At 72.7% G+C, this 23118-nt stretch carries 18 protein-coding genes and 1 other RNA gene; 2 read left to right on the plus strand and 17 right to left on the minus strand.

Features of this window, described 5'->3' with window-relative positions; translation table 11 throughout:
• Nucleotides 1-135: 135 nt before the first annotated feature.
• The 9 genes from AB0C99_RS18840 to AB0C99_RS18880 all read right to left on the minus strand — a co-directional run bounded on the left by AB0C99_RS18840 (nucleotide 136) and on the right by AB0C99_RS18880 (nucleotide 10698).
• A complete protein-coding gene (locus AB0C99_RS18840; RefSeq protein ID WP_362476197.1) occupies nucleotides 136-2427 on the minus strand; it encodes a molybdopterin cofactor-binding domain-containing protein in 2292 nt (763 codons plus the stop codon).
• Entirely contained in the window at nucleotides 2424-3599 is a 1176-nt protein-coding gene (locus AB0C99_RS18845; RefSeq protein ID WP_362476199.1) for a (2Fe-2S)-binding protein, read from the minus strand. The genes AB0C99_RS18840 and AB0C99_RS18845 overlap by 4 nt, the downstream gene beginning before the upstream one ends.
• Entirely contained in the window at nucleotides 3596-4483 is an 888-nt protein-coding gene (locus AB0C99_RS18850) for an FAD binding domain-containing protein (protein ID WP_362476201.1), read from the minus strand. The genes AB0C99_RS18845 and AB0C99_RS18850 overlap by 4 nt, the downstream gene beginning before the upstream one ends.
• A 233-nt stretch (nucleotides 4484-4716) precedes the next feature.
• Complete coding sequence (locus AB0C99_RS18855) at nucleotides 4717-6405, minus strand: beta-N-acetylhexosaminidase (protein ID WP_362476203.1); 1689 nt, start codon at nucleotides 6403-6405, stop codon at nucleotides 4717-4719.
• 3 nt (nucleotides 6406-6408) lie between these two features.
• Nucleotides 6409-7254, minus strand: a complete 846-nt coding sequence (locus tag AB0C99_RS18860) for a carbohydrate ABC transporter permease (protein ID WP_362476205.1) — start codon at nucleotides 7252-7254, stop codon at nucleotides 6409-6411.
• Nucleotides 7251-8258, minus strand: a complete 1008-nt coding sequence (locus tag AB0C99_RS18865) for a sugar ABC transporter permease (RefSeq protein WP_362476207.1) — start codon at nucleotides 8256-8258, stop codon at nucleotides 7251-7253. The genes AB0C99_RS18860 and AB0C99_RS18865 overlap by 4 nt, the downstream gene beginning before the upstream one ends.
• Nucleotides 8259-8275: 17 nt before the next feature.
• Entirely contained in the window at nucleotides 8276-9589 is a 1314-nt protein-coding gene (locus AB0C99_RS18870; protein WP_362476209.1) for an extracellular solute-binding protein, read from the minus strand.
• A 209-nt stretch (nucleotides 9590-9798) separates the two neighbouring features.
• Entirely contained in the window at nucleotides 9799-10083 is a 285-nt protein-coding gene (locus tag AB0C99_RS18875; RefSeq protein ID WP_362476211.1) for a DUF3039 domain-containing protein, read from the minus strand.
• Between the two features lie 54 nt (nucleotides 10084-10137).
• On the minus strand, nucleotides 10138-10698 hold the full coding sequence (locus AB0C99_RS18880) for a YqgE/AlgH family protein (RefSeq protein ID WP_362476213.1): 561 nt from the start codon (nucleotides 10696-10698) through the stop codon (nucleotides 10138-10140).
• A gap of 286 nt (nucleotides 10699-10984) precedes the next feature.
• Here AB0C99_RS18880 and murA point away from each other — a divergent pair, with 286 nt between their 5' ends.
• A complete protein-coding gene (gene murA / locus AB0C99_RS18885) occupies nucleotides 10985-12331 on the plus strand; it encodes a UDP-N-acetylglucosamine 1-carboxyvinyltransferase (RefSeq protein WP_046911450.1) in 1347 nt (448 codons plus the stop codon).
• A gap of 125 nt (nucleotides 12332-12456) precedes the next feature.
• On the opposite strand, the gene AB0C99_RS18890 is transcribed toward murA, so the two are convergent.
• The 3 genes from AB0C99_RS18890 to AB0C99_RS18900 all read right to left on the minus strand — a co-directional run bounded on the left by AB0C99_RS18890 (nucleotide 12457) and on the right by AB0C99_RS18900 (nucleotide 17199).
• The gene (locus AB0C99_RS18890; RefSeq protein WP_017237029.1) at nucleotides 12457-12738 is read right to left on the minus strand and encodes an HU family DNA-binding protein; all 282 of its coding nucleotides are present in this window, start codon (nucleotides 12736-12738) and stop codon (nucleotides 12457-12459) included.
• Nucleotides 12739-13051: 313 nt separating this feature from the next.
• Complete coding sequence (locus AB0C99_RS18895; RefSeq protein ID WP_362476215.1) at nucleotides 13052-14467, minus strand: NAD-dependent malic enzyme; 1416 nt, start codon at nucleotides 14465-14467, stop codon at nucleotides 13052-13054.
• Nucleotides 14468-14844: 377 nt separating this feature from the next.
• Entirely contained in the window at nucleotides 14845-17199 is a 2355-nt protein-coding gene (locus AB0C99_RS18900; protein WP_362476217.1) for a UvrD-helicase domain-containing protein, read from the minus strand.
• Nucleotides 17200-17482: 283 nt separating this feature from the next.
• Between AB0C99_RS18900 and AB0C99_RS18905 the strand changes: the two genes are divergently transcribed.
• Complete coding sequence (locus AB0C99_RS18905; protein WP_362476219.1) at nucleotides 17483-18319, plus strand: helix-turn-helix domain-containing protein; 837 nt, start codon at nucleotides 17483-17485, stop codon at nucleotides 18317-18319.
• 155 nt (nucleotides 18320-18474) lie between these two features.
• On the opposite strand, the gene AB0C99_RS18910 is transcribed toward AB0C99_RS18905, so the two are convergent.
• From AB0C99_RS18910 to ftsX, 5 genes are all read right to left on the minus strand, one after another.
• Nucleotides 18475-19665 carry a uroporphyrinogen-III synthase gene (locus AB0C99_RS18910; RefSeq protein ID WP_362476221.1) on the minus strand — a complete coding sequence of 397 codons (1191 nt, stop codon included), beginning with the start codon at nucleotides 19663-19665 and terminating at the stop codon, nucleotides 18475-18477.
• A gap of 219 nt (nucleotides 19666-19884) precedes the next feature.
• Nucleotides 19885-20277, minus strand: a transfer-messenger RNA (tmRNA) gene (ssrA, locus tag AB0C99_RS18915).
• Between the two features lie 95 nt (nucleotides 20278-20372).
• Nucleotides 20373-20912 (minus strand): SsrA-binding protein SmpB, encoded by a 540-nt coding sequence (gene smpB / locus AB0C99_RS18920; RefSeq protein WP_362476223.1) that lies wholly within the window; start codon nucleotides 20910-20912, stop codon nucleotides 20373-20375.
• Between the two features lie 18 nt (nucleotides 20913-20930).
• Nucleotides 20931-22106: a S41 family peptidase gene (locus AB0C99_RS18925; RefSeq protein WP_362476225.1), complete on the minus strand. Its 1176-nt coding sequence runs from the start codon at nucleotides 22104-22106 to the stop codon at nucleotides 20931-20933.
• A 78-nt stretch (nucleotides 22107-22184) separates the two neighbouring features.
• Nucleotides 22185-23102: a permease-like cell division protein FtsX gene (gene ftsX / locus AB0C99_RS18930; protein ID WP_362476227.1), complete on the minus strand. Its 918-nt coding sequence runs from the start codon at nucleotides 23100-23102 to the stop codon at nucleotides 22185-22187.
• Nucleotides 23103-23118 lie beyond the last annotated feature (16 nt).

Below are 23118 nucleotides of genomic sequence, written 5' to 3' on the forward strand. Positions count from 1 at the left end.
CTTCGCGGAAGCCCCCTCGCGGAAGCCCTCGCGCGGAGAGCCCCCAGGCGGAGAGCCCCCGGACGGAGCCCCCGGCGGAGAGACCTCCGCCCAGGCCCCGCGCCCGGACACCACACCCGTACAACGCCCCCGGCTTCAGCCGGTGACGACCGCCGCCTGCGGTCTGATCGGGAGCCGGTTGACGGGGCGGCCCGTGGCGGCGCGGACCGCCGAGGCGACGGCCGCCGGGGAGGTGACGACCGGGACCGCGCTCGCGGGCTTGGCGCCGAAGGGGGCGACCACGTCGCGTTCCTCGACGAGCTTGACGATACGGATGTCCGGGGCGTCCAGCGACGTGGGAAGGGCGTACCCCGTCAGGTCGGGGTGGCGGACCAGGCCGCGGCTGGTGCGGAGGTTCTCCGTGAGGGCCGCGCCGACGCCCTGGGTGACACCCGCCTCGATACGGGTGGCCAGCTGGGCCGGGTTCAGGATGCGGCCGACGTCCTGGGCGACGGCCATCTCGACCACCCGGACCGTGCCGATCTCCACGTCCACGTCCACCACCGCGCGGATCGCGCAGAACGCCAGGCCCACGAAGGCGTCGCCCTGCCCGTTCTCGTCCAGCGGCTCGGTGGGGTGCGGGCGGCACTGGGCGGTGGCCCAGAGCTCCTTGCCGTCCATCGCCTCGGTGACCGTCGTCGACAGCACACCGTCATACGAGGTGATCTTGCCGTCGGTGATCTGGAGCAGCTCCGTCGACATGCCGAACTTGTGCGCCAGGGGCTGGAGGAGCTGGGTGCGAACCATCTTCGCCGCGCGCTCCACCGCGCCGCCCGACACCCAGGTGTGCCGGCCGTGCGTCGCCGGGCCCGACGGGGGCTGGTCCGTGTCGACGGGGGCCACGTGGACCTCTTCGATGCCCAGCGTCTCCTGGACGATCTGCCGGGCCAGCGTCGTGAAGCCCGAGCCCGTGTCCACGGCCGCGCAGATGACCGTGGCCACCCCGTCGTGCACCCGGACCGTCGCCGTCGACACCTCGTCCGTGCCCTCGGCGCCCAGCATGTGCACCATGCCCAGCGCGTAGCCGACACCCCGCCGCACCGCGCCCGGCTCGCCCGCGCCGTCCGGGCCGCCGGGCAGCAGCCAGTCCTCCTCCGGGGAGTCCATCGGGAGCGGCGGGAGGGGGAAGTCGCGGACCGAGGAGAGGAGTTCGGCCACCGGGGCCGGGCAGGTCACCGTCTGGCCGGTCGGCAGGATGTCGCCGGTCGCCAGGACGTTGCGCATCCGGATCTCCGCGCCGTCCACGCCGACCCGCGCCGCCAGCTTGTCCATCTGCGCCTCGTACGCCGCGCACACCTGCATCGCGCCCTCGCCCCGCACATGGCCGGACGGGGGGTTGTTCGTGCGGACGGCCCAGCCCTCGACGAAGGCGTGCGGCACGACGTACGGGCCGCAGGCGAACGACACGGCCGCCGCCAGCGACTCCGACGAGGAGTCCGCGTACGCCCCCGCGTCCAGCAGGATCTGCGCCTCCACCTTCACCAGCCGGCCCTCCGCGTCCGCGTGGTGGCGGTACCGCAGCAGGGTCGGGTGGCGGTGGGCGTGGCCGAGGAACGACTCCTCGCGGGTGGCCGTCAGCTTGACCGGGCAGCCCGTGCGCAGCGCCAGCAGGCCCAGCGGGATCTGGAAGCCGGGGTCCTCGCGGTCGCCCGTCGCGCCCGGGACGCCCGTCACCACGAGTTTCACCTGCTCCGGCGGCAGCCCGAAGCACGCCGCCGCCAGGTCCCGGTCGGTGTGCGGGTCCGTCGACGCGGTGTACAGCTCCACGCCCCCGTCCGGGCGCGGCACCGCCAGCGCGGCCTCCGCCCCGATGGGCGCGGTGTCCTGACGCCCGATCCGGTACAGCCCCTCGACGACGATCTCGCCCGTCGCCCCCTGGTCGCCGAAGCTCAGCGGGATGTGCCGGATCAGGTTGCCGTCCGGGTGCAGCGGCGGCGCCTCGAACGCCTTCTCCGGGTCCGTGACCGGCTCCAGCACCTCGTACTCGACGGCGATCGCCGCCGCCGCGAGCCGCGCCGTGTCCGGGTGGTCGGCGGCCACCGCGGCGATCGCCTCGCCGTGGTGGCGCACCAGGTCGGCGGCGAACACCGGCCGGTCCGCGACGCGGCGCCCGTACGTGAGCGCGCCCGGCACGTCGGTGTGGGTCACCACGGCCCGTACCCCGGGCATCTCGGCCGCCGCCGTCGTGTCGATCGACACGATCCGCGCGTGCGGGTGCGGCGAGCGCAGGATCGCCGCCCACAGCAGGCCCTCGGCCCACAGATCGGAGGCGTACGGGAAGGTGCCCTCGGTCTTCGCCCGCGCGTCGGCCTGCGGGAGCGAGACGCCGATGCCGATCCCGGGCCCGGGGCCGGCCGGCTCCGTGGTCGCTTCGCTGCTCACGCTCACGCCGTGCCTCCGTCGAACGGATGGGGGATCTGGTGCGGGATGCGGGCCGCCCCCTCGCCCGCCTCCGCCTCGGCCTCGGCGGCCGCCTCGCGGCCGCTGACGACCTCCCGTACGGCGTCGAGCACGCCTCGGTAGCCCGAGCAGCGGCACAGGTTGCCGCAGAGCGCCTGCCGGGTCTCCAGCTCGTTCGGGGCGTGGTTGCCCTCAAGCAGGTCGTGCACGGTCATGGCCATGCCCGGGATGCAGAAGCCGCACTGGACCCCGCACTTCGCGAGCGCCCGCTGCACGTCGGACGGCTCGCCGTCGACGGCCAGGCCCTCGACCGTGCGCACCTCGCTGCCCGCCGCCGTCGCCGCGGGCACCAGGCAGGACGCGACCAGCCGGCCGTCCACCTGGACGTTGCACGCGCCGCACTCGCCCTGCGAGCAGCCGTCCTTCGCCCCGGCGAGGCCGAGGCGCTCGCGCAGCACGTACAGCAGCGACTCGCCGATCCACGAGTCCGTGACCGGGCGGTCGGCGCCGTTCACGCGGAGCGTGTACGAGGTGTGGGGGTGTTCGTCGCTGTCCGTGGACATGTCCGTGGGCGGCTCGGCCGGCACCGCCACCACGGGGGCCTCGGGGGCCTCGGCCGGGGTCGCCTCGGGGGTCGCGGGGGCCTCAAGGACCTCGGCTGGCTCAGGGACCCCAGCGGCCTCGACCTGCCCATGGACCTCAGGGATCTCAAGGACCTCAGCGACCTCGGCAAGCACAGCCGCCTCAGCCACCCCAGCAGCCTCAGCCACCGCAGGCGCCTCGGCCACCCCCGCCGCCTCCACCGCCCAAGGCGCCGCCGCGCCCCCCGGCAGCGTCGCCGGGGCGCCGTTCGCGTACGGGGCGAGGGTCGACGTCGTGTACTCCCCCGAGTCGTCCAGGACGTCCGAGCCGTCCTCGATGGTCGGGATCGTCCAGGAGACCGTCGGCTCCTGGGGGTAGTCCTCGGGCGGCGCGGGCGGCGCCGGGGGCAGCGGGGCGATGACCGGCGGCACGTAGCCGTGGCCGGGGGCCTCCAGCGGGACGCCCTCCAGCATGAAGTCCGGCGGGAGCTGGACGAACGCCGTGGCGTCGCCGTCGTAGCCCTCGCTCTGCGGGATCGGCTGCCAGCCGCTCCCGCGCTCCTCGTGTGCGTCGCTCACGACAGCGCCCTCCCCAGTGCCCGTCGGGCCAGCGCGGCGACGGTGCGCCGCAGGTGCAGTACGGCGGGGGGCAGCGGCTCGCCGCCCTGCGGGTCCGGGATGCACGCGGCGGCCACGTAGTCGCCGAACGCCGCCAGGGCCTCCGGCGCCAGCCCCCGGTCCCCGTCCCAGTCCACCAGCGAGGCGATCCACTGCTCCGCCTCCAGCGGGCGCAGCGGCATCGGGGCGACGGCGCCGACCGCGCAGCGCACGCCGCGGCGCGCCGGGTCGAGGACGACGGCGACGGAGGCGGTGGCGCGGGCCGGGCCGGTGCGGCCGGTGGCCTTCAGGAAGACCTGCGGGGCGTGCAGCAGCGGTACGCGCACGAAGGCGACCAGCTCGCCGGGGGCCAGCAGGTCCCGGCCGGCCAGCAGATGGCTGACGGGCAGTTCGCGGGTGCCCAGCGGGCCCACGACGACGAGTTCGGCCTCCAGGGCGGCCAGCACGGGCAGCGAGTCGCCGGTGGGCGCCGCGGTCACGATGTTGCCGCCGAGGGTGCCGGCGTTGCGGATCTGGGGCGGCCCGGCCACGCGCGCGGCGGCGGCCAGGGCCGGGATGAGGGCCGCGAAGTCGGGGCGGCCCATCCGGGCGTGGGTGAGGCCGGCGCCGAGGAGGGCGTGGCCGTCCTGGTACTGCCAGCCGCGGATCTCGTTGATCCGGCTGAGGCCGACCAGGCCCGCGGGCCGCAGCCGGCCGCGGTTGACGGCGGCCATCAGGTCGGTGCCGCCGGCCACGGGGACGGCGGCCGGCATGGCCGTGAGCGCCGCCACGGCCTCGTCCAGCGAGACGGGCAGCGTCACGGACCGCGCCGCCCGCGATGCCGTCTGTGGTGCGTGCGTGGTCAACCCGCTGCCCCTTCCCGGTGTCCCGGTGATCCCCGACCGTCCCCGGCTGTCACGCCTGTGTGGCCGTACCGTACGTGCTCACAGCCTGGACGTGGCAACTCTGGCACATCTTCCGAGCCGTACGTCGCGAGGGTCCGCGAAGGGGGGTTCCGTCCAGGACGCACCGGGATAACCCAAGAGCGGCGCCGAGTTCCGTTTTGCCGCTCTTGGGTGACGTCATGGGGATAGGCGCCTCACACGATCGGGGGTGCCCCCTCGATCGGGCGGCCCTGGACGCCGGGGCGGCGCTGCCAGGGGAGGGGGCCGGCGGGCGGGCGGTAGTCCACGCCGAGGGCGTCGAGGCGGCGGTAATGGCCCTCCATGCGGCGCTCGAAGTCGGCGAGATCACGTGCCTCGGGGGCGGGCAGCCGGGACCAGGCGACCTCGGCGAAGGCGGCGAGCCGGGGCTGGGTCTGGTAGTCGACGCGGGCCCGGTTCTCCATCACCTCGGTCCACACGTTGGCCTGGGTTCCCAGGATGTGGGCGGCGGCCTCGGGGGCGAGGCCCGGCGGAACGGGCTCGAAGCGGTAGACGTCGGCCAGGGTGCGCACGTATCCGATGGGCATCGGCTCGTCCTCGCCGGACGCCTGACGGTGGTCCAGGTACACCTGCTGCTCGGGGCACATGACCACGTCGTGGCCGGCCTCGGCAGCGGTGATCCCGCCCGCGTAGCCGCGCCAGGAGGAGACGGCGGCGCCGGGGGCGAGGCCGCCCTCCAGGATCTCGTCCCAGCCGATGAGGCGGCGGCCCCGGTCGGCGAGCCAGCGGTCGAAGTGCCGGATGAACCAGGACTGGAGGCCGTCCTCGTCGCCGACGCCGAGCTCCTTGATGCGGGCCTGGGCGGTGGCCGAGGCCCGCCACTGGTCCTTGGGGCACTCGTCGCCGCCGATGTGCACGAAGGGCGTGAGCGTGGCGGGGAACAGCTCCAGGACCTCTTCGAGGACCTCCTCGTAGAAGCGGAGCACGCTGTCGGTGGGGGCGAGTACGTTCGGACTGACCCCCCAGGTGTCCCAGACGGAGAGGGCGGTGGTGTCGATGACGTCGGTGTTGCCCAGTTCGGGGTACGCGGCGATGGCGGCCTGCGAGTGGCCGGGGACGTCGATCTCGGGGACGACCGCGATATGCCGGGCGGCGGCGTAGGCGACGATCTCCCGGATGTCGTCCTGGGTGTAGAAGCCGCCGTGCGGAGTCTCGTTCCACAGCGGCGAGGCCCGGTGGCCCCACTTGCTGCGCGCCCGCCAGGAGCCGGTCTCGGTGAGGCGCGGGTGCCGCCTGATCTCGACGCGCCAGCCCTGGTCGTCGGTGAGGTGCAGGTGGAGGACGTTCAGCTTGTGGGCGGCCATCAGGTCGAGCTGCCGCAGCACGTCGTCCTTGGGCATGAAGTGGCGGGCGACGTCGAGCATGAGGCCGCGCCAGCGGAAGCGGGGGGCGTCGGTGACGGTGAGCGCGGGCAGGGCCCAGGTGTGCCCGGCGGGCGCCACGGGGGCACGGCGGTGCGCCTCGGGGCCGAGGAGCTGCCGAAGGGTCTGCGCGCCCCAGAAGAGCCCGGCGGGACCGCCGCCCTCCAGGACGACGGCAGAGCCCTCGGTGGAGCCGTCGCCGAAGCCGCCGGTGGACAGCCGGTAGCCCTCGGCGCCGAGTTCGCGCTCGACGTCCGCGCTGATCCGCAGCCGGATCGCGTGCGGTCCGGTGCCGTCGGCGAGGGGCAGCCCGGTGGCGGCGCCGAGCGTCGCGCGCAGCCAGCGCGCGGTGTCGTGGGTGCCGGGCCCCGCGTCGAGGGTGGTGCGCTCGTCGAGGGCGGCGTACGCGGGCGCCTCGGCGCGGCTCTCGGCGCTCAGGGGCGCGGGGATCAGGTCCGTCTCGAAGGAGGTTTCGTGGGGCATCTGTCAGTCCTTCACCGCCCCGCCCAGTCCGGAGACCAGACGGCGCTGTACGAGTACGAAGAAGACGAGCACCGGGATCGTCATCACGGTCGACCCGGCCATGATCCCTCCCCAGTCGTTCTCGTCGGGCTTGAAGAAGACGAGCAGCGCCATCGGGAGGGTCGACTGCGAGGTGTCGCTGATCAGGAAGGACTTGGCGAAGAGGAAGTCGTTCCAGGTCGAGATGAAGGAGAAGACGCTGGTGGCGACGAGCCCGGGGAAGACCAGCGGGAAGAGGATCTGCCACAGGAAGCGGGTGCGGCTCGCGCCGTCGATCATCGCCTGCTCCTCCAGCGCCTCGGGGACCGCCTTGACGAAGCCGCGCAGCATCCAGATCGCGAAGGGCAGCGAGAAGGCGATGTGCGGCAGGATCAGCGAGCCGAGGGTGTTGAGCTGCCCGAAGTCCCGCATGAGGAAGAAGAGCGGGATGGTCAGGGCCTCGATGGGGACCATCTGCGCGACCAGGAACATGATCAGCAGCGTGGTCCGGAAGCGGAAGCGGAAGCGGGTGACGGCGGTCGCGGCGAGGAAGGCGATGACGGCGGAGGCCAGCACGACGGCGGTCGCGACGATCAGCGAGTTGAGGAAGTAGCGCCCGAACTCCTGCTGCTCGAAGACGCGCCGGAAGGAGTCGAGGGACGGGGCGAGCGTCCAGGGGCGGGGGCTGGTGGACTGGATCTCGCCGGCCGGCTTGAAGGCGGAGAGGACCATCCAGTACAGCGGGAAGGCGACGGCGACGGCCACGAGCAGCGCCGTGGCCTCGGCGGCGAGCCGCCCGGGGCGGCGGACGCGGAGGCCGGTGGAGCTCACAGTTCCTCTCCCTGTCGTCGGATCAGCCGCAGGTAGACCAGGGTCACCGTGAGCAGGATCAGCAGCATGACCACGCCGATGGCCGAGCCCAGGCTGTACTGGGAGGAGGCGAATGCCTTCTGGTAGGCGTAGACGTTGAGGACGAGGTTCTGTCCGGCGATGCCGCCGCCGCCCGTCATCACGTAGATCTGGGTGAAGACCTTGAAGTCCCAGATGATCGACTGGATCGTGACGACGACCAGGATCGGGCGCAGCATGGGCGCGGTGACGGAGCGCCAGATGCGCCACTGGGAGGCGCCGTCGAGGGCGGCGGCCTCCAGGACCTCGGACGGGATGGCCTTGATGCCGGCGTAGACGGTGACCATCACGAAGGGGAACGAGCACCACACGACCTCGAAGAGGACGAGCGCGAAGGCGCTGTAGCGCCCGTAGGTCCAGGAGAAGTCGCCGAGGCCGAGGAGCCGGTTGACCGGCCCGTAGTCGGGGTCGAAGAGGAAGACCCAGACGGTGGAGCCGGTGACGGCGGGGGTGGCCCAGGCGCCGAGCGCGGCCAGCATCAGGGCGAGCCGGGGCAGGGCGCGGATCCGGGTGAGCAGGACGGCGAGGGCGCAGCCGACGGCGAGGGTGGCGACGACGCAGGCGGCGGCGAACAGGACGGTGGCGAGCAGGACCTGCCAGAACTGGGGGTCGGCGAAGAGCGTCCGGTAGTTGCCGAGCCCCTGGAAGGTGGTGGGTTCGCCGCCGCTGACCTGGGCCTGGGTGTATTCCAGGAAGGAGATCAGGCCGAGCTGGTAGATGGGGTAGACGAGCAGGCCGCCGAGGACGACGAGGGCGGGGAGCAGGTAGAGCCAGGGGGTCCAGGCGGAGCCGGTGCGGCGGCTGCCGGTCCCCTTGCGGGGCGGGCGCGGGGCGCGCGGGCCGGGGAGCCGCGCGCCGGCGCGGCCGGGCGCGGGGCCGGGCCCGGGTCCGGCCGCGGCGGCCTCGGTGCGAGGTGCGGTGGTCATGGTGCGGTTCCCGGCTCTCAGCCGGTGGCCGGGGTGCCGGCGGCGGTGAACGCCTCGTCCATCTTCCTGGCGGCGTCGCCGGAGGCGGTGGCGACGTCCTTGCGGCCGCTGACGACCTCCTGGAAGAGGGTGGGGAGGACGAGCCCGGCGTCGATCTGGCCCCAGCCGGCGGAGGCGGGGACGAACTTGGCCCCGGCGCCGAGGGAGTCGATGAAGGGCTTCACGAAGGGTTCCCTGCCGGCCGCCTGCTGGCGTACGTCGGTGTACGTGGGGAGGAAGCCCATGGCGTCGAAGAGGCGGCCCTGGGTCTCCTTGCCGGTGAGCGACTTCATGAGGTCGACGGCGAGGGTGCGGTGGGAGGTGCTCTTGAGGACGCCGATGTTGTTGCCGCCGGCGAAGGCGGGCGCTATGGAGCCGGGGGTCGTGCCGGGGAGCGGCACGACGGCGTACTTGCCCTTGACGGTGCCGGCCTCGACGGCGGCGTGGCTGAAGTCGCCGCCGATGGCCATGGCGGCCTTGCCGGAGGCGAAGGCGGTGACGGTGGCGTTGCCGCCCATCTGGGCGCACTTGGCGGCGGGGCAGTTGTCGTCGCCGAAGAGCGAGGTGTACGAGGCGATGCCCTTGCGGGCGGCCTCGCTGCCGATGGCGGACTTGTACGGGTCGGCGGCGGTGCCGGTGCCGGTGGCGAGTTCGCCGCCGTTGGCCCAGATGAAGGGCATGGCGCCGTAGGTGTAGGCGCCGCCGACGGCGATGCCGTAGAGCTCGGGGCGGGCCTTGCGGATCTTCTTGGCGGTGCTGATGAGCTCGTCCTGGGTCTTCGGGGCGCTCAGGCCGAGCGAGGTGAAGACGTCGGTGCGGTAGTAGAGCGCGCGGACGCCGACGAAGAGCGGGGCGCCGTAGACCTTGCCGCCGACGGTGACGGAGGACTTGGCGGTGGGGTCGGTGTCCTTGGCCTCGTCCCAGGCGCCGAACTCGGCGGTGATGTCGGCGAGTCCGCCGTCCTTGACGTAGCCGGCGGTGTCGGTGTTGCCGTACTCGATGAGGTCGGGCGCGGACTTGGGGTCGTTGAAGGCGGCCTTGACGCGCTGGGCGCGGGTCTCGACGGGGATGTACTCGACCTCGACCTTGGCGCCCTTGTTCCGCTTCTCGAAGGCGGCGACGGCCTGCTGGACGACTTGTTCCTTGGGCTTGTTGGCGACCTCCTGGAAGAGCCAGACGCGCAGGGTGCCGCTCTTGTCGTCGGTGCCGGAGGCGCCGCCCGAGGTCTGGGGGGCGCATGCGGCCAGGGTCAGAACAGCGATGGGTACGGCGATCCGGGCAGGAAGCTTCATGGCGGTCCCCTCCACACAGCCGTTGCAGCATACGCAACGGACGTTTCGCACTGCACAACAGCCGTGAGGTTAGGGGCGGACCAACAGCGGGACAAGAGGTCTCCACCACTCTGTGACCGGCGGAAGCACCCCGTGCAACGCGAACGGCCCCCGGCGGGCGCACCGAAGTGCGCTCGCCGGGGGCCGTCCCGACCGCTCGCGGACCGGACCTACTTGTCCTTGCCGCCCTTGTCCTTGTCCCCGCCGGCGCCCATGGAGTCGTAGATCTCCTTGCACATCGGGCAGACCGGGTACTTCTTGGGGTCGCGGCCCGGTACCCAGACCTTGCCGCACAGCGCGACCACGGGAGTGCCGTCGAGGGCACTCGCCATGATCTTGTCCTTCTGGACATAGTGGGCGTAGCGCTCGTGGTCGCCGTCACCGTTGGACACCTGCGGCGTCGGCTCGACGAGGGTCCCCGTACCTGCCCCGCGCTCGGGCTCGAGAGTGCTCATGGCACCCAAGGGTACTGAAAGAAGCCGCCCGCTCCGAGCGCCCTCCGGGCGACCTCAGTTCAGGGACGGATCGTCCGGATATGTCGCGATCATCGCGAGCTCGCCGCGCTGCCGCCGCAGCACCTGGCGCCAGAGCGTCTCGGGGCGCGGGGACGACACGTCGCCGGGCTCGGACTCCACCACGTACCAGGCGCCGTCGCCGAGCTCCGACTCCAGCTGCCCGGGGCCCCAGCCCGCGTACCCCGCGAAGATCCGCAGGGCGCCGATGGCGGGGCCGAGCAGCTCGGGCGGGGTCTCCAGGTCGACCAGGCCGATCGCCCCGTACACCCGCCGCCAGCCGAGCGGGCCCTCGTCGCCGGGGATCACCGCGATGCCGAGGGCCGCGTCGAGGGAGACCGGGCCGCCCTGGAAGACCACCCCCGGCTCGCCGGCCAGACCGGCCCAGGGCGCGAGGATGTCGCCGACCGTCACGGGGGTCGGCCGGTTGAGGACCACGCCGAGGGAGCCCTCGTCGTCGTGGTCGAGCAGCAGGACGACCGCGCGGTCGAAGTTCGGGTCCGCCAGCGCGGGGGTGGCCACGAGCAGCCGTCCTGTGAGCGAGGACACCTCGGTCATGCGACACATGATCCCGCATCTTCGGCGTTCCGGGGGGTTGTCCGGGGCGATCCGGGGCAGGTGTGCCGCCGCGCAGGTCAGCGAGGCCCCGTCGACAGCGGCGACGGCCCGGCCGGCCCGCCGCCGGACCAAGCGGACGGTGACGCTCCGCAAGATCACGTGGACGGAGGGTGCTGTACCCGATTCATTACATTCGCGGGACCCCCTCAGCCACACAACCGGGGTCCCATGGCCCCTTACCCTTTTCTCTGGCCACCCGTCCCCGACGACCCGGAACGCGAGATTCATGACCGGCACTGACAGCCACGATGTCCTGCTTGTCCACGGCGGAACCCCGCTGGAGGGCGAGATCCGCGTCCGTGGCGCGAAGAACCTCGTGCCCAAGGCGATGGTCGCCGCCCTGCTCGGCAGCGAGCCGAGCCGACTGCGCAACGTGCCCGACATCCGCGACGTCCGCGTGGTCCGCGGCCTGCTCCAGCTGCACGGCGTGACGGTCCGCCCCGGCGAGGAGCCGGGCGAGCTGATCATGGACCCGACCCACGTCGAGTCCGCCAACGTGGCCGACATCGACGCGCACGCCGGCTCCTCGCGCATCCCGATCCTCTTCTGCGGCCCGCTGCTGCACCGCCTCGGCCACGCCTTCATCCCGGGCCTGGGCGGCTGCGACATCGGCGGCCGGCCGATCGACTTCCACTTCGACGTGCTGCGCAAGTTCGGCGCCACCATCGAGAAGCGGGCCGACGGGCAGTACCTGGAGGCCCCGCAGCGGCTGCGCGGCACCAAGATCGCGCTGCCCTACCCCTCGGTCGGCGCGACCGAGCAGGTGCTGCTCACCGCGGTCCTCGCGGAGGGCGTCACCGAGCTGTCCAACGCGGCCGTGGAGCCGGAGATCGAGGACCTCATCTGCGTGCTGCAGAAGATGGGCGCGATCATCGCCATGGACACCGACCGGACCATCCGGATCACCGGTGTCGACAAGCTCGGCGGCTACAACCACCACGCCCTCTCGGACCGCCTGGAGGCGGCCTCCTGGGCGTCGGCGGCGCTGGCCACCGAGGGCGACATCTACGTGCGCGGCGCCCAGCAGCGCTCGATGATGACCTTCCTCAACACGTACCGGAAGGTCGGCGGCGCCTTCGAGATCGACGACGAGGGCATCCGCTTCTGGCACCCGGGCGGCTCGCTCAACGCCATCGCCCTGGAGACCGACGTCCACCCCGGCTTCCAGACCGACTGGCAGCAGCCGCTGGTCGTGGCCCTGACCCAGGCGTCGGGCCTGTCCATCGTCCACGAGACGGTGTACGAGTCGCGGCTCGGCTTCACCTCGGCGCTGAACCAGATGGGTGCTCACATCCAGCTGTACCGCGAGTGCCTGGGCGGCTCGGACTGCCGCTTCGGCCAGCGCAACTTCCTCCACTCGGCGGTCGTCAGCGGCCCGACCAAGCTCCAGGGCGCGGACCTGGTCATCCCGGACCTGCGCGGCGGCTTCTCGTACCTGATCGCGGCGCTGGCCGCCCAGGGCACCAGCCGGGTGCACGGCATCGAGCTGATCAACCGCGGCTACGAGAACTTCATGGAGAAGCTGGTCGAGCTCGGCGCCAAGGTCGAGCTCCCGGGCAGCGCACTCGTGTAAGCGCCTGCAACGCCTTCTGAAGGGCAAACGAGAGGGCGGCCACCCCCTGACAGGGTGGCCGCCCTTTTCGCTGCCACAGGCCGCCTCAGCGGCCCTGGGAGCAAGCTGCCCGGAGGGCCGCCTGCTTACTTGCCCTTGGCGGCTTCCTTGAGCTTCGAGCCCGCGGAGACCTTCACGCTGTAGCCGGCCGGGATGTTGATCGGGTCGCCGGTCTGCGGGTTACGAGCGGTGCGAGCGGCACGGTGGGTGCGCTCGAAGGTCAGGAAGCCGGGGATGGTGACCTTCTCGTCGCCCTTGGCGACGACCTCGCCGACGGTCTCGGCGAGCGCGGCCAGAACGGCGTCGGCGTCCTTGCGGGTCACCTCGGCACGGTCGGCCAGGGCGGCCACCAGCTCACTGCGGTTCATGTTGTTACTCCCGTGTCTTTCTTGCCTGTGAGGCGTGAGATCGAAGCCGATGCTGCCAGGGCCCTCGGACAGTCCCCGGACCCGGGTCTGCTGACAGACCCTCGCGCCCAAACACGCATCCTGCCCCCACCAGCGGCGGGAACGCCAATCCGGCACCCCTCCGGCACCCTCATGGGTCACACGAAGAACACCGGAGCTCCCTGGTGGTGACAGAGCGTCGACTCCGCGCGGACGGTGCGGAGCCGGACTACCACCCTAAAGGCGGGTTTGGGGTGCGGCGACCGCGACACGCAGCCACCGCCTCCCCGGCCGCTCAGGCGCCCGCGCCGGCCGCCTTCGCCGCGTTGCGCACGGCCCCGGCCACCGCGCCGGCGACCTTGTCGTTGAAGACCGACGGGATGATGTAGTTCGGGTTCAGCTCGTCCTCGGTGACGACGTCCGCGAGGGCGCTGGCGGCGGCCAGCATCATCTCGGTGTTGACCGTCCGGGACTGCGCGTCCAGGAGGCCGCGGAAGACGCCGGGGAAGACCAGCACGTTGTTGATCTGGTTGGGGAAGTCCGAGCGGCCGGTGGCCACGACGGCGGCCGTCTGGCGGGCGATCGCCGGGTCCACCTCGGGGTCCGGGTTCGCGAGCGCGAAGACGATCGCGCCCTCGGCCATGGCGGCCACGTCCTCGGCGCCCAGCACGTTCGGGGCCGAGACGCCGATGAAGACGTCCGCGCCGACCACGGCCTCCTTGAGGGTGCCGGTGACGCCCTCCGGGTTGGTGTTGTCGGCGATCCAGCGCAGCGGCGAGTCGGGCGCGGCGTCCACCAGGTCCGCGCGGTCCGCGTGCACCACGCCGTGGATGTCGGCGACGACCGCGTGCTTGACGCCGGCGGCCAGGAGCAGCTTCAGGATGGCCGTACCGGCCGCGCCCGCGCCGGACATGACGACCCGTACGTCGCCGATGCCCTTGCCGACCACGCGCAGCGCGTTGGTGAGCGAGGCGAGCACGACGATGGCGGTGCCGTGCTGGTCGTCGTGGAAGACCGGGATGTCCAGGGCCTCGCGCAGCCGGGCCTCGATCTCGAAGCAGCGGGGCGCCGAGATGTCCTCCAGGTTGATGCCCGCGAAGCCGGGGGCGATGGCCTTGACGATCTCCACGATGGCGTCGGTGTCCTGGGTGTCCAGGCAGAGCGGCCACGCGTCGATGCCGGCGAAGCGCTTGAACAGGGCGGCCTTGCCCTCCATGACCGGCAGGGCGGCCTTGGGGCCGATGTTGCCGAGGCCGAGGACGGCCGAGCCGTCCGTCACGACTGCGACGGAGTTGCGCTTGATGGTGAGGCGGCGGGCGTCCTCGGGGTTCTCGGCGATCGCCATGCACACCCGGGCGACACCCGGGGTGTAGATCATCGAGAGGTCGTCACGGTTGCGGATGGGGTGCTTGGACGCCATCTCGATCTTGCCGCCGAGGTGCATCAGGAACGTACGGTCGGAGACCTTGCCGAGGGTGACGCCCTCGATGCCGCGCAGCGTCTGCACGATCTCGTCGGCGTGCGCCGTGGAGGTGGCGGCGATGGTGACGTCGATCCGCAGCTTCTCGTGGCCGGAGGCGGTCACGTCGAGGCCCGTGACGGAGCCTCCGTGCGTCTCGACCGCCGTGGTGAGCTGGGAGACCGCGGTGCCGCTCGCGGGCACCTCGAGCCGGACCGTCATCGAGTACGAGACGCTGGGCGCCGTTGCCATGTCCGAGTTCCTCTGCTTTCCCTGACTTCGTTGCTACGCCACCCCGGCTGGTTCGCCCGGCGACGCCCTCCGATCGTCGCACCTACCTGCGGGTAGCAGGTAATACGGTCGTTTCGTTTTCGGAAAGTAGTTTCCACCATACGAGAGACGCGGCCGAAACAGAAGAGGTCCCCGTCACCCGAAGGTGACGAGGACCTCTAGAAGTAAGCGGCACCGACCCGCCATGCTCGCCTCGCGGCAAGTGGTCCCTCAAAGGGACGAAGGTTGGGCCCGGGGGCTTGGATCGAGCCGGTGCCACGACAAGGCTAACAAACCACCCTGGCAAGTGATTCCCGCGGCACGAGTTGACCGGATCCGATCCCTCGATCGGTCGTCGCTCAGTCCCTCAGCAGGTCCGGCACCCCGTCCGCGTCCGGCAGGTCCCGCTCGCCCGAGACCACCGTGAGCGCCTGCGTGGAGCGGGTCAGCGCCACGTAGAGCACCCGCAGGCCGGCCGGGGACTCGTCGGCGATCTCGGCGGGCGAGACCACCACCGTGGCGTCGTACTCCAGGCCCTTCGCCTCCAGCGAGCCGAGCGCGACCACCCGGTCGCCGAGCCCGGCGAGCCAGCGGGCGGCCTCCGCGCGCCGGTTCATGGCGACGACGACGCCGACCGTCCCGTCCACCTGTGCGAGCAGCCGCTCGGCCTCCGACCGTACGGTTTCGGCCATCGCGGACCGCTCCGGGATCGGGACGAAGCGGGGCTCAAGGCCCGTGGAGCGCACCGCGCGCGGCGACTCCTTGCCCGGCATGGCGAGCGCCAGCACCTTGGCGGCGAGCTCGGCGATCTCGGCCGGGTTGCGGTAGTTCACCGTGAGCTCGAAGCGGCGCCTGGGACGGCTGCCGAGGGCCTCGTCGCGGGCCGCCGCCGCCTCGTCCGGGTCGGACCAGGAGGACTGGGCGGGGTCGCCGACGACGGTCCAGGTGGCGTGCCGGCCGCGGCGGCCGACCATCCGCCACTGCATGGGCGTGAGGTCCTGGGCCTCGTCGACGATGACGTGGGCGTACTCGGTCCGCTCGGCGGCCAGCCGCTCGGCCCGCTCCCGCTGGGTCTCCTCGCGCACCGGCATCAGCTCCTCCAGGCCGGTGAGCTGGTCCAGCGGGTCGTACTCCCGCTTCCGGCGCGGCCGGGCCGGGGCGCCGAGGAGCGTGGACAGCTCGTCGAGCAGGGCCACGTCGTGCACCGAGAGGCCCGGACGGCGCAGCGAGCGGGCGAGCCGCCGCACCTCGCCCGGGTTGAGGATCCGGCGGGCCCAGCGGCCGAGCCGCCGCTCGTCGCCCATGGTGTCGAGCACCCCGCGCGGGGTGAGCTCGGGCCACCAGGCGTCCAGGAAGGCGAGGAAGGAGTCCTCGGTCGAGACGTCCTCGTCGAAGGAGGAGCGCAGCTCGGCGGCGAGCTCGGGGTCGCTGTGCCGGCCGGCGGCGCCGGACCGGGCGTACAGCGCGTCGAGCAGCAGCCGGCGGGCGCGCGGGCGCAGCAGGTTGACGGGGGCGGTGCCGCCGAGGACGTTGTGGCGGATGCGCTTGAGGTCCTCGGGGCCGAGCTCCAGGCGCCGCCCGAAGGCGACGACCCGCAGCAGGGTGGGGGTGCCGGTCGCGGCGGCCCCACCGTCCTGGCCGTCCTCCGCCTCGTCGAGGGTGGGCCGGGTCCGGGGCGCGGGGGTCTCCAGGGCGCCCCTGGCGGCCTTGCGGAGCACGGCGAGCATCCGGGAGGAGCCCTTGACCCGGGCGACCGCGGGCTCGTCGTACGTGTCGGCCTCGGCGCCGTCGACGAGGCCGCCCAGGGCGCGGATGGCGACCTGGCCCTCCTCGCCCAGCGAGGGCAGCACGCCCTCGGTGTACGAGACGAGCAGCGGGGTCGGCGAGACGATGAGGATGCCGCCGGAGTAGCGGCGCCGGTCCTGGTAGAGCAGGTAGGCGGCGCGGTGCAGGGCGACGGCGGTCTTGCCGGTGCCGGGGCCGCCCTCGACGTACGTCACGGAGGCGGCGGGGGCGCGGATGACCAGGTCCTGTTCGGCCTGGATGGAGGCGACGATGTCCCGCATGGTGTGGCTGCGGGCCTGGCCGAGGGCGGCCATCAGCGCGCCGTCGCCGATGACCGGGAGCTCTTGGCCGTCGAGGCTGGCGGTGAGCTCGGGGCGCATGAGGTCGTCCTCGACGCCGAGGACCCGGCGGCCCTTGGAGCGGATGACCCGGCGGCGCACCACGCGGCCCGGGTCCACCGGGGTCGAGCGGTAGAAGGGCGCCGCGGCCGGGGCCCTCCAGTCGATGACGAGCGGGGCGTAGTCGGAGTCGAGGACGCCGATGCGGCCGATGTGGAGGGTCTCGCCGATGTCGGCGACCTGCCTGCCGTCCTCGGTGCGGATGGCGTCCTCGGCGGGCTCGACGGAGGTGTAGGCCCCGTCGGGCCCCTTCTTCCCGTCCTTGCCGAAGAGGAGGTCGATCCGGCCGAAGAGGAAGTCCTCGAACTCGTTGTTGAGCCGGTTGAGGTGGATGCCGGCCCGGAAGACCTGGGCGTCGCGCTCGGCGAGGGCGCCGGGCGTGCCGACCTGGCCCCGCTGGGCGGCGTCGTTCATCAGGAACTCGGCCTCGTGGATCTTCTCCTCCAGTCGGCGGTAGACCTGGTCCAGATGTTCCTGTTCGACACCGATCTCACGGTCCCTGACCGTGTCGACGGCTTCCTGCGCGGCCACCGGGGCCCCCTTCTGACGTGCACTGGGCAGCCGTCGAGCGTACGCCACCCAGGGCCGTGTGTCAGTCCTGACGCCGCGGAACGGAAGGGGGCCGGCCCGGGCGTACGGGGGAGCCGCCCGGGCCGGCCGGGGCCGGAGGGGCGCGGGGGAAGCGCCGTCCGGCCGTCCGGAGGCGTCCTCGCAGGTCAGCAGGTCGGCGTGGACGCTCCCACAGCATCAACGTTCAACTGTTTATTATCTACGGATTGTTTTTCCTAGGAATTGACGAAGAAGGGGGGCGCGCGTGAACAGGACCGCGCTGCGGGCCCTCCTGCGCGAGCGCCGGGCGCTGATCGCGCCCGAGGCGCACGGCCTGTCGCGGCCGACCGGGCGCGGGCGGCGGGCCCGGGGCCTGTCGCAACAGCAGGTGGACGAGCTGACCTGCCGGGCGGTCGACACGTACAACCGGCTGGAGACCGGCCGCTATCCGCACCCGTCGGCGGACTACCTCCGTCAGATCGCCCGGCTCTTCGGCCTGAACGAGCAGGAGTGGGTCTCGCTGTGCCGGTACGCGGGCATCGGCGACCCGCCCGCCCCGCTGCACCCCTCCTCGGGCCTGGAGGTGCCCGGGGTGTGGCAGGAGGCCGTGGACGGCATCGCGCACATGGCGTACCTCACCGACGCCTCCTGGAACCTGCTGGCCCACAACCGGCACTTCGCCGAGATGTACCCGGGCGGCGCGGTCCCCGCCAACACCATGCGCTGGATGCTCCTGGACCCCTCGGCCCGCGAGACGACCCTGCTGGACTGGCGGACCGTGTGGGCGCCGCTGATCCTGCCCCAGCTGCGGGCCGCGCTGGCCGCCCGCCCGGAGGACGGGACGCTGCGCGGGATCGAGGCGGAGGTCCGCGCCGACCCGGACCTGGGGCCGCTGTGGGAGGCGGGCGGGGCGCACATCCACCCGGACGGCGACGAACGCCCGCTGCGCCACGCGCTGCTGGGCCCCGGCCACGTGACGATCTGCGCGGCCCAGCCCCTCACGGCCCCGGGCGCCCGCCTGATCATCATGCTGTTCCGCCCCGGCCGCCAGAAGGCCCACGAACGCACCCCGATGCTGCGGGCGAGCTTGCCGCCGGAGTGACGCGCGGGGGCGAAGGGGCGTCCCCGCGCGGAGGCGGCCCGTTCGCGGCGCCCGCCCACGCGGAGACGTCCCACGCGAAGCGCCCGCACGCACGCACGGGGCGCAGGGCGCAAAAGCGGTCCCGCGCGGAGCGCCCGCCCGGCCCCCTACCCCTCCTACCCCTCGCCCCCCGTCTCGCCGGATCCCCCCGGGTCCAGCGCCAGCCGGTAGCCGCGCTTGACCACCGTCTGGATCAGCTTCGGGGCACCCAGGGCGGTCCGCAGCCGGGCCATCGCGGTCTCCACCGCGTGTTCGTCGCGCCCCGCGCCCGGCAGCGCCCGCAGCAGTTCGGGGCGCCCGACGACCCAGCCGGGGCGGCGGGCGAGCAGGCCGAGCAGGGCCATCCCGGCGGGCGGGACCGGCCGTGGCGTGCCGTCGACGAGGACCGCGCGGCCCCGGATCTCGACCCGGCGCCCGGCCACCGGCAGCACCCGCGCGCGGGCGGGCAGCTCCCGGCGTACGAGCTCCACCAGCGGGCCGAGCCGGGGGCGTTCGGGCTGGTACGTGCCGATGCCGAGCGCCTGGAGCGGCGCCGCCGTCACCGGACCCACGCACATCGCGGGCACCTCCTGCCGCAGCGCCGCGACGACCTCGCCGAGCAGCCCCCGCTCCCCCGCCCGGCGCAGCAGCGAGGCGGCGGCGGGCGCGCTGGTGAGGACGACCGCGTCCAGGCCGCGCGCGGCCACCGCGTCCAGGAGCCGGTCGAGGGGGCCGGTGTCCTCCGGCGGCGCCCAGCGGCGGACGAGCGCGACGACGACCTCGGCCCCGGCCGCCCGCAGCGCCTCCACGAGGCCGGGCGGCGGCTCCCCGTGCAGTTGGAGCGCGACCCGGCGGCCCGCGACGCCCTCGCCGAGCAGCCGGTCGAGGAGTTCGGCCGGCGCGTCGGAGGACGGCGCCCAGGACGCGGTGAGCCCGGCCGCGCGGACCGCGGCCCGCACCTCGGGGCCGCGGGCCAGCAGTTCGGCGCCGCGCAGCCGGTCCAGGAGCGGCTCGCGGAGGCCCCGGCCGCCGGCCGCCCCGATCCAGTCGCGGAATCCGGTCACGGTGGTGGCGACGACGAGGTCCGGGGGGCGGCCGATGAGGTCCTCGGTGACGGCCAGGAGCTCGGGGTCGTCGGCGGGCGCCACGATCCGCAGCGCGGGCCCGTGGACGACGCCGGCGCCGCGGCGGCGCAGCAGCGCGATGAGCTCGTCCGCCCGCCGGACCGCGGTGACCCCGACGGTGAACCCGGCGAGCGCGTCCTGGAGGCCCGCGGCATCGGTGGCGTCTGTGGCGTCCCTGACGTCGGTGTCCTCCATGGCGTCCATGCCGCAAGAGACTGCCGGGACCGCGTGACGGGCTCGGTTCCCGTGCGTTTCCTGCCCGTTACGGCCGTACGGGAGCCCCCGGCGACGCCCGCCGAAGGTATACGCCCGGAAGCCGCAGAAGCCGCTGAGTCCCCAGAGTCCAGGAGTCCCAGGAGTCCCCGGCATGACGAAGGCCCGGCAGTCGTCGTGACGACCACCGGGCCTGCGCCCACATGGGATGAGTGGAGATGGCGGGAATCGAACCCGCGTCCAACGGTGCGGAAACAGGGCTTCTCCGTGTGCAGTCTGGTGCGATTTTCTCAGCCCTCCGGATCACCCAGACAAGTCCGGAACGGGCTCAGTCACTGTTTGATTTCCCTCAGGCCCCCGTGACCGGGGCTAGAGGTTTAGATCCCTAAATGACGCCAGGATCCGGGTCGGGACCACCCCCGGGCTGACGCTCCTCACAGAGGCTTCTACTCGTTACCTAAAATTAGGCAGCGAGGGCGAAGCGGGAGTTATCGCTCTTGGAGTTGGCGATTATTGGTTGCGACATATGGTTTACGAGATCATTGCCGCTTCCTCGACACGCTTCCCCTGCTTCGACATCCGCTGTCGAAACCGATCATCCCCATGTTTATTTTTCAAAGCACGCACCCTCTCCAGAGGTGCAGGCCCCATCGTACGTGACCATGGGCCACGGTTGCCAGCGTATTAACCCCGGGCGGCTACACCTGGCTCGCCCGCTGACGCCGCTTCGCCGCCGCGATGGCGCGGCTGGTCTCGCGGGTGTCCTGCTTCTCCCGCAGCGTCTGCCGCTTGTCGTACTCCTTCTTGCCCTTGGCGAGCGCGATCTCGCACTTGACCCGGCTGCCGAGGAAGTACAGCGCGAGGGGCACGATCGTGTGACCCGTCTCGGACGCCTTCTGCTCCAGCTTGTCGATCTCCTCCCGGTGCAGCAGCAGCTTCCGCTTCCGCTTCGCCGAGTGGTTGGTCCAGCTGCCCTGCATGTACTCGGGCACGTGGATGTTGTACAGCCACGCCTCATGACGCTCGATCTGGACGAAGCCGTCGACGAGCGACGCCCGGCCCATCCGGAGCGACTTCACCTCGGTGCCCATGAGCACCACACCGCACTCGTACGTGTCGAGGATGTGGTAGTCGTGCCGCGCCTTCTTGTTCTGCGCGATGAGCTTGCGCTCCGGCCCCTTGTCCTGGTCCTTCTTCTTCGCAGGCTTGCCCTGCACGTTGACGAGTCCCTTTGCCATAGTGCGCTCATCTTCGCACTAGGGGGCCCCTCCGAGGCCACTCAATACCGTACGGGCCCGCTCCTCGGCCCCCGCCCCGCCGACCACCACGTCCGGCGTGATCCCCCGGCCGTCCACGGTGTGCCCGGCGGGCGTGCGGTAGTGCCCGACGGTCAGCTCCGCGACCGAGCCGTCCGGCAGCGTGCTCGGCATCTGCACCGAGCCCTTGCCGAAGGTGCGCGAGCCCACCGTGACCGCCCGGCCGCGGTCCTGGAGCGCCCCGGTCAGCAGCTCGGCCGCGCTCATCGTGCCGCCGTCGACCAGCGCCACCAGCGGGCGCCCGGTGTCGCCGCCGCCGTCCGCGTACACCGCCCGCTGCTCGCCCTCCACGTCGTACGTGGCGACCAGCCCGCCGTCGAGGAAGGCGGAGGCGGCGACCGCGGCCTCCGCGAGCAGGCCGCCCGCGTTGCCGCGCAGGTCCAGCAGGACGCCCGCGCGGGGCGGGGCGGCCCGCACGGCGGCCCGGACCCGCTCCCCCGTGCCCTTGGTGAAGGCGGCCACCCGGATCAGGACCGTGCCGTCGTCGAGCCGGCGGACGGTCACCGGGTCGGTGGCGAGGCGCGCCCGGCGCAGCGTCTGCGTCCAGGCGGCCCGGCCGCGCTCGATCCCCAGGGCGACCGGGGTGTCCGGGACGCCCCCGCCGCGCAGCAGCGAGACCACCTCGGACACCGACAGGTCCCCGACCGGGCGCCCGTCGACCGAGACGAGCCGGTCTCCGGGGCGCAGCCCGGCCCGCTCGGCGGGCCCGCCCGGCTGCACCCGGCTGACCTCGACCCGGTCCCGGCCGGCCCGGCGGGCGGACAGGCCGACGCCCGTGTAGGCGCCGTCCAGGGCCTGCTCGAACTCGGCGTACTCCTGCTTGTCGTACACCGCGCCCCAGCGGTCGCCGCTGCGGCTGACGAACTCCTCGGCGGCCTTCTTGCCGGACTTGCCGTCGGCGATGGCCTCGGCGGCGGCGCGCGCGAGCGCGGCCCGGTCGACCGTCGGCCGGGTCGCCGAGGGGGCGGTCGGCAGTGCTCGGACGGGCTCGCGGCGCGGCAGAGAGCCGGTGGCCGCGGCCGTGCCGAGGACCCCGGCGAAGACCAACGTCAAAGCGGCCCCACGGAGGATTCCGCGGGGCCGTCGACAGAACTCGGGGCCGGCACCGGCACGCATGTCGCCCACTCTAGGACAAGCGAATGGCGCCGCACGGCTGTTGGCCGTACGACGCCATGGCTCACCCCGAGTGGACTGTCACACCTTCAGGTACTTGCGCAGCGCGATGAACGCGGCGAGCGCGGGCATCAGCAGACCCACCGCGATGACCAGCGGCAGCTTGGAGAGCACCGCGTCCCAGCCGATGAACTCGACCAGTTGCATCTTGTCGGCGAGCGCGAGGCCGTGGTCGATCAGGAAGTAGCGCCCGACCAGGAGCATCACGGAGGCGACGGCGCCGCCGAGCAGACCGGCGAAGGCGGCCTCCATGATGAACGGCATCTGGATGTAGAAGTTGGTCGCGCCGACCAGCCGCATGATCCCGGTCTCGCGCCGCCGGCTGAACGCGGAGACCCGCACCGTGTTGACGATGAGGATCAGGGCGATGACCAGCATCAGCGCCATCACGTAGAGGGCGACGACGTTCATGCCGTTCATCAGGTCGAAGAGGTTCTGCAGGATGCCTCTCTGGTCCTGGACGGACTCGACGCCGTCCCGCCCCGCGAAGGCCGTGGCGACGACCTTGTACTTCTCCGGGTCCTTCAGCTTGACCCGGAAGGACTCCTGCATCTGGTCCGGGGTCACGACCGAGGCGATGGCCGTGTCGCCGTACTGCTCCTTGTAGTGCTTGTACGCCTCGTCGGCGGACTCGCGGTGGACCGTCTCGACGATGTCCATCTTCTTCAGATCGGCCTCGATCTGTTCCTTCTGCTGCGCGGTGACCGCGCCCTTGGCGCACTTGGGCGAGGTGGCCCCGTCGCTCTTGTTGCAGAGGAAGATGGAGACGTTGACCTTGTCGTACCAGTAGTCCTTCATCGTGCTGACCTGCTCACGCATGAGCAGCGCGCCGCCGAAGAGGGCGAGCGAGAGGGCCACGGAGACGACGACGGCGAAGGTCATCGTCAGATTGCGCCGGAGACCGACCATGATCTCCGACAGCACGAACTGAGCGCGCATGTGTCTGTATCCCCTA

This window comes from Streptomyces sp. NPDC048659, from assembly GCF_040650575.1.
Taxonomy (GTDB): Bacteria; Actinomycetota; Actinomycetes; order Streptomycetales; family Streptomycetaceae; genus Streptomyces.

Bases quoted from the DNA above. Each gene is read 5' to 3' on its own strand.
- AB0C99_RS18855 (WP_362476203.1), bottom strand. From the start codon at position 6,405: ATGCCCCACGAAACCTCCTTCGAGACGGACCTGATCCCCGCGCCCCTG.
- AB0C99_RS18865 (WP_362476207.1), bottom strand. From the start codon at position 8,258: ATGACCACCGCACCTCGCACCGAGGCCGCCGCGGCCGGACCCGGGCCC.
- AB0C99_RS18870 (WP_362476209.1), bottom strand. From the start codon at position 9,589: ATGAAGCTTCCTGCCCGGATCGCCGTACCCATCGCTGTTCTGACCCTG.
- AB0C99_RS18875 (WP_362476211.1), bottom strand. From the start codon at position 10,083: ATGAGCACTCTCGAGCCCGAGCGCGGGGCAGGTACGGGGACCCTCGTC.
- AB0C99_RS18880 (WP_362476213.1), bottom strand. From the start codon at position 10,698: ATGACCGAGGTGTCCTCGCTCACAGGACGGCTGCTCGTGGCCACCCCC.
- murA (WP_046911450.1), top strand. From the start codon at position 10,985: ATGACCGGCACTGACAGCCACGATGTCCTGCTTGTCCACGGCGGAACC.
- AB0C99_RS18890 (WP_017237029.1), bottom strand. From the start codon at position 12,738: ATGAACCGCAGTGAGCTGGTGGCCGCCCTGGCCGACCGTGCCGAGGTG.
- AB0C99_RS18895 (WP_362476215.1), bottom strand. From the start codon at position 14,467: ATGGCAACGGCGCCCAGCGTCTCGTACTCGATGACGGTCCGGCTCGAG.
- AB0C99_RS18910 (WP_362476221.1), bottom strand. From the start codon at position 19,665: ATGGACGCCATGGAGGACACCGACGTCAGGGACGCCACAGACGCCACC.
- smpB (WP_362476223.1), bottom strand. From the start codon at position 20,912: ATGGCAAAGGGACTCGTCAACGTGCAGGGCAAGCCTGCGAAGAAGAAG.
- AB0C99_RS18925 (WP_362476225.1), bottom strand. From the start codon at position 22,106: ATGCGTGCCGGTGCCGGCCCCGAGTTCTGTCGACGGCCCCGCGGAATC.
- ftsX (WP_362476227.1), bottom strand. From the start codon at position 23,102: ATGCGCGCTCAGTTCGTGCTGTCGGAGATCATGGTCGGTCTCCGGCGC.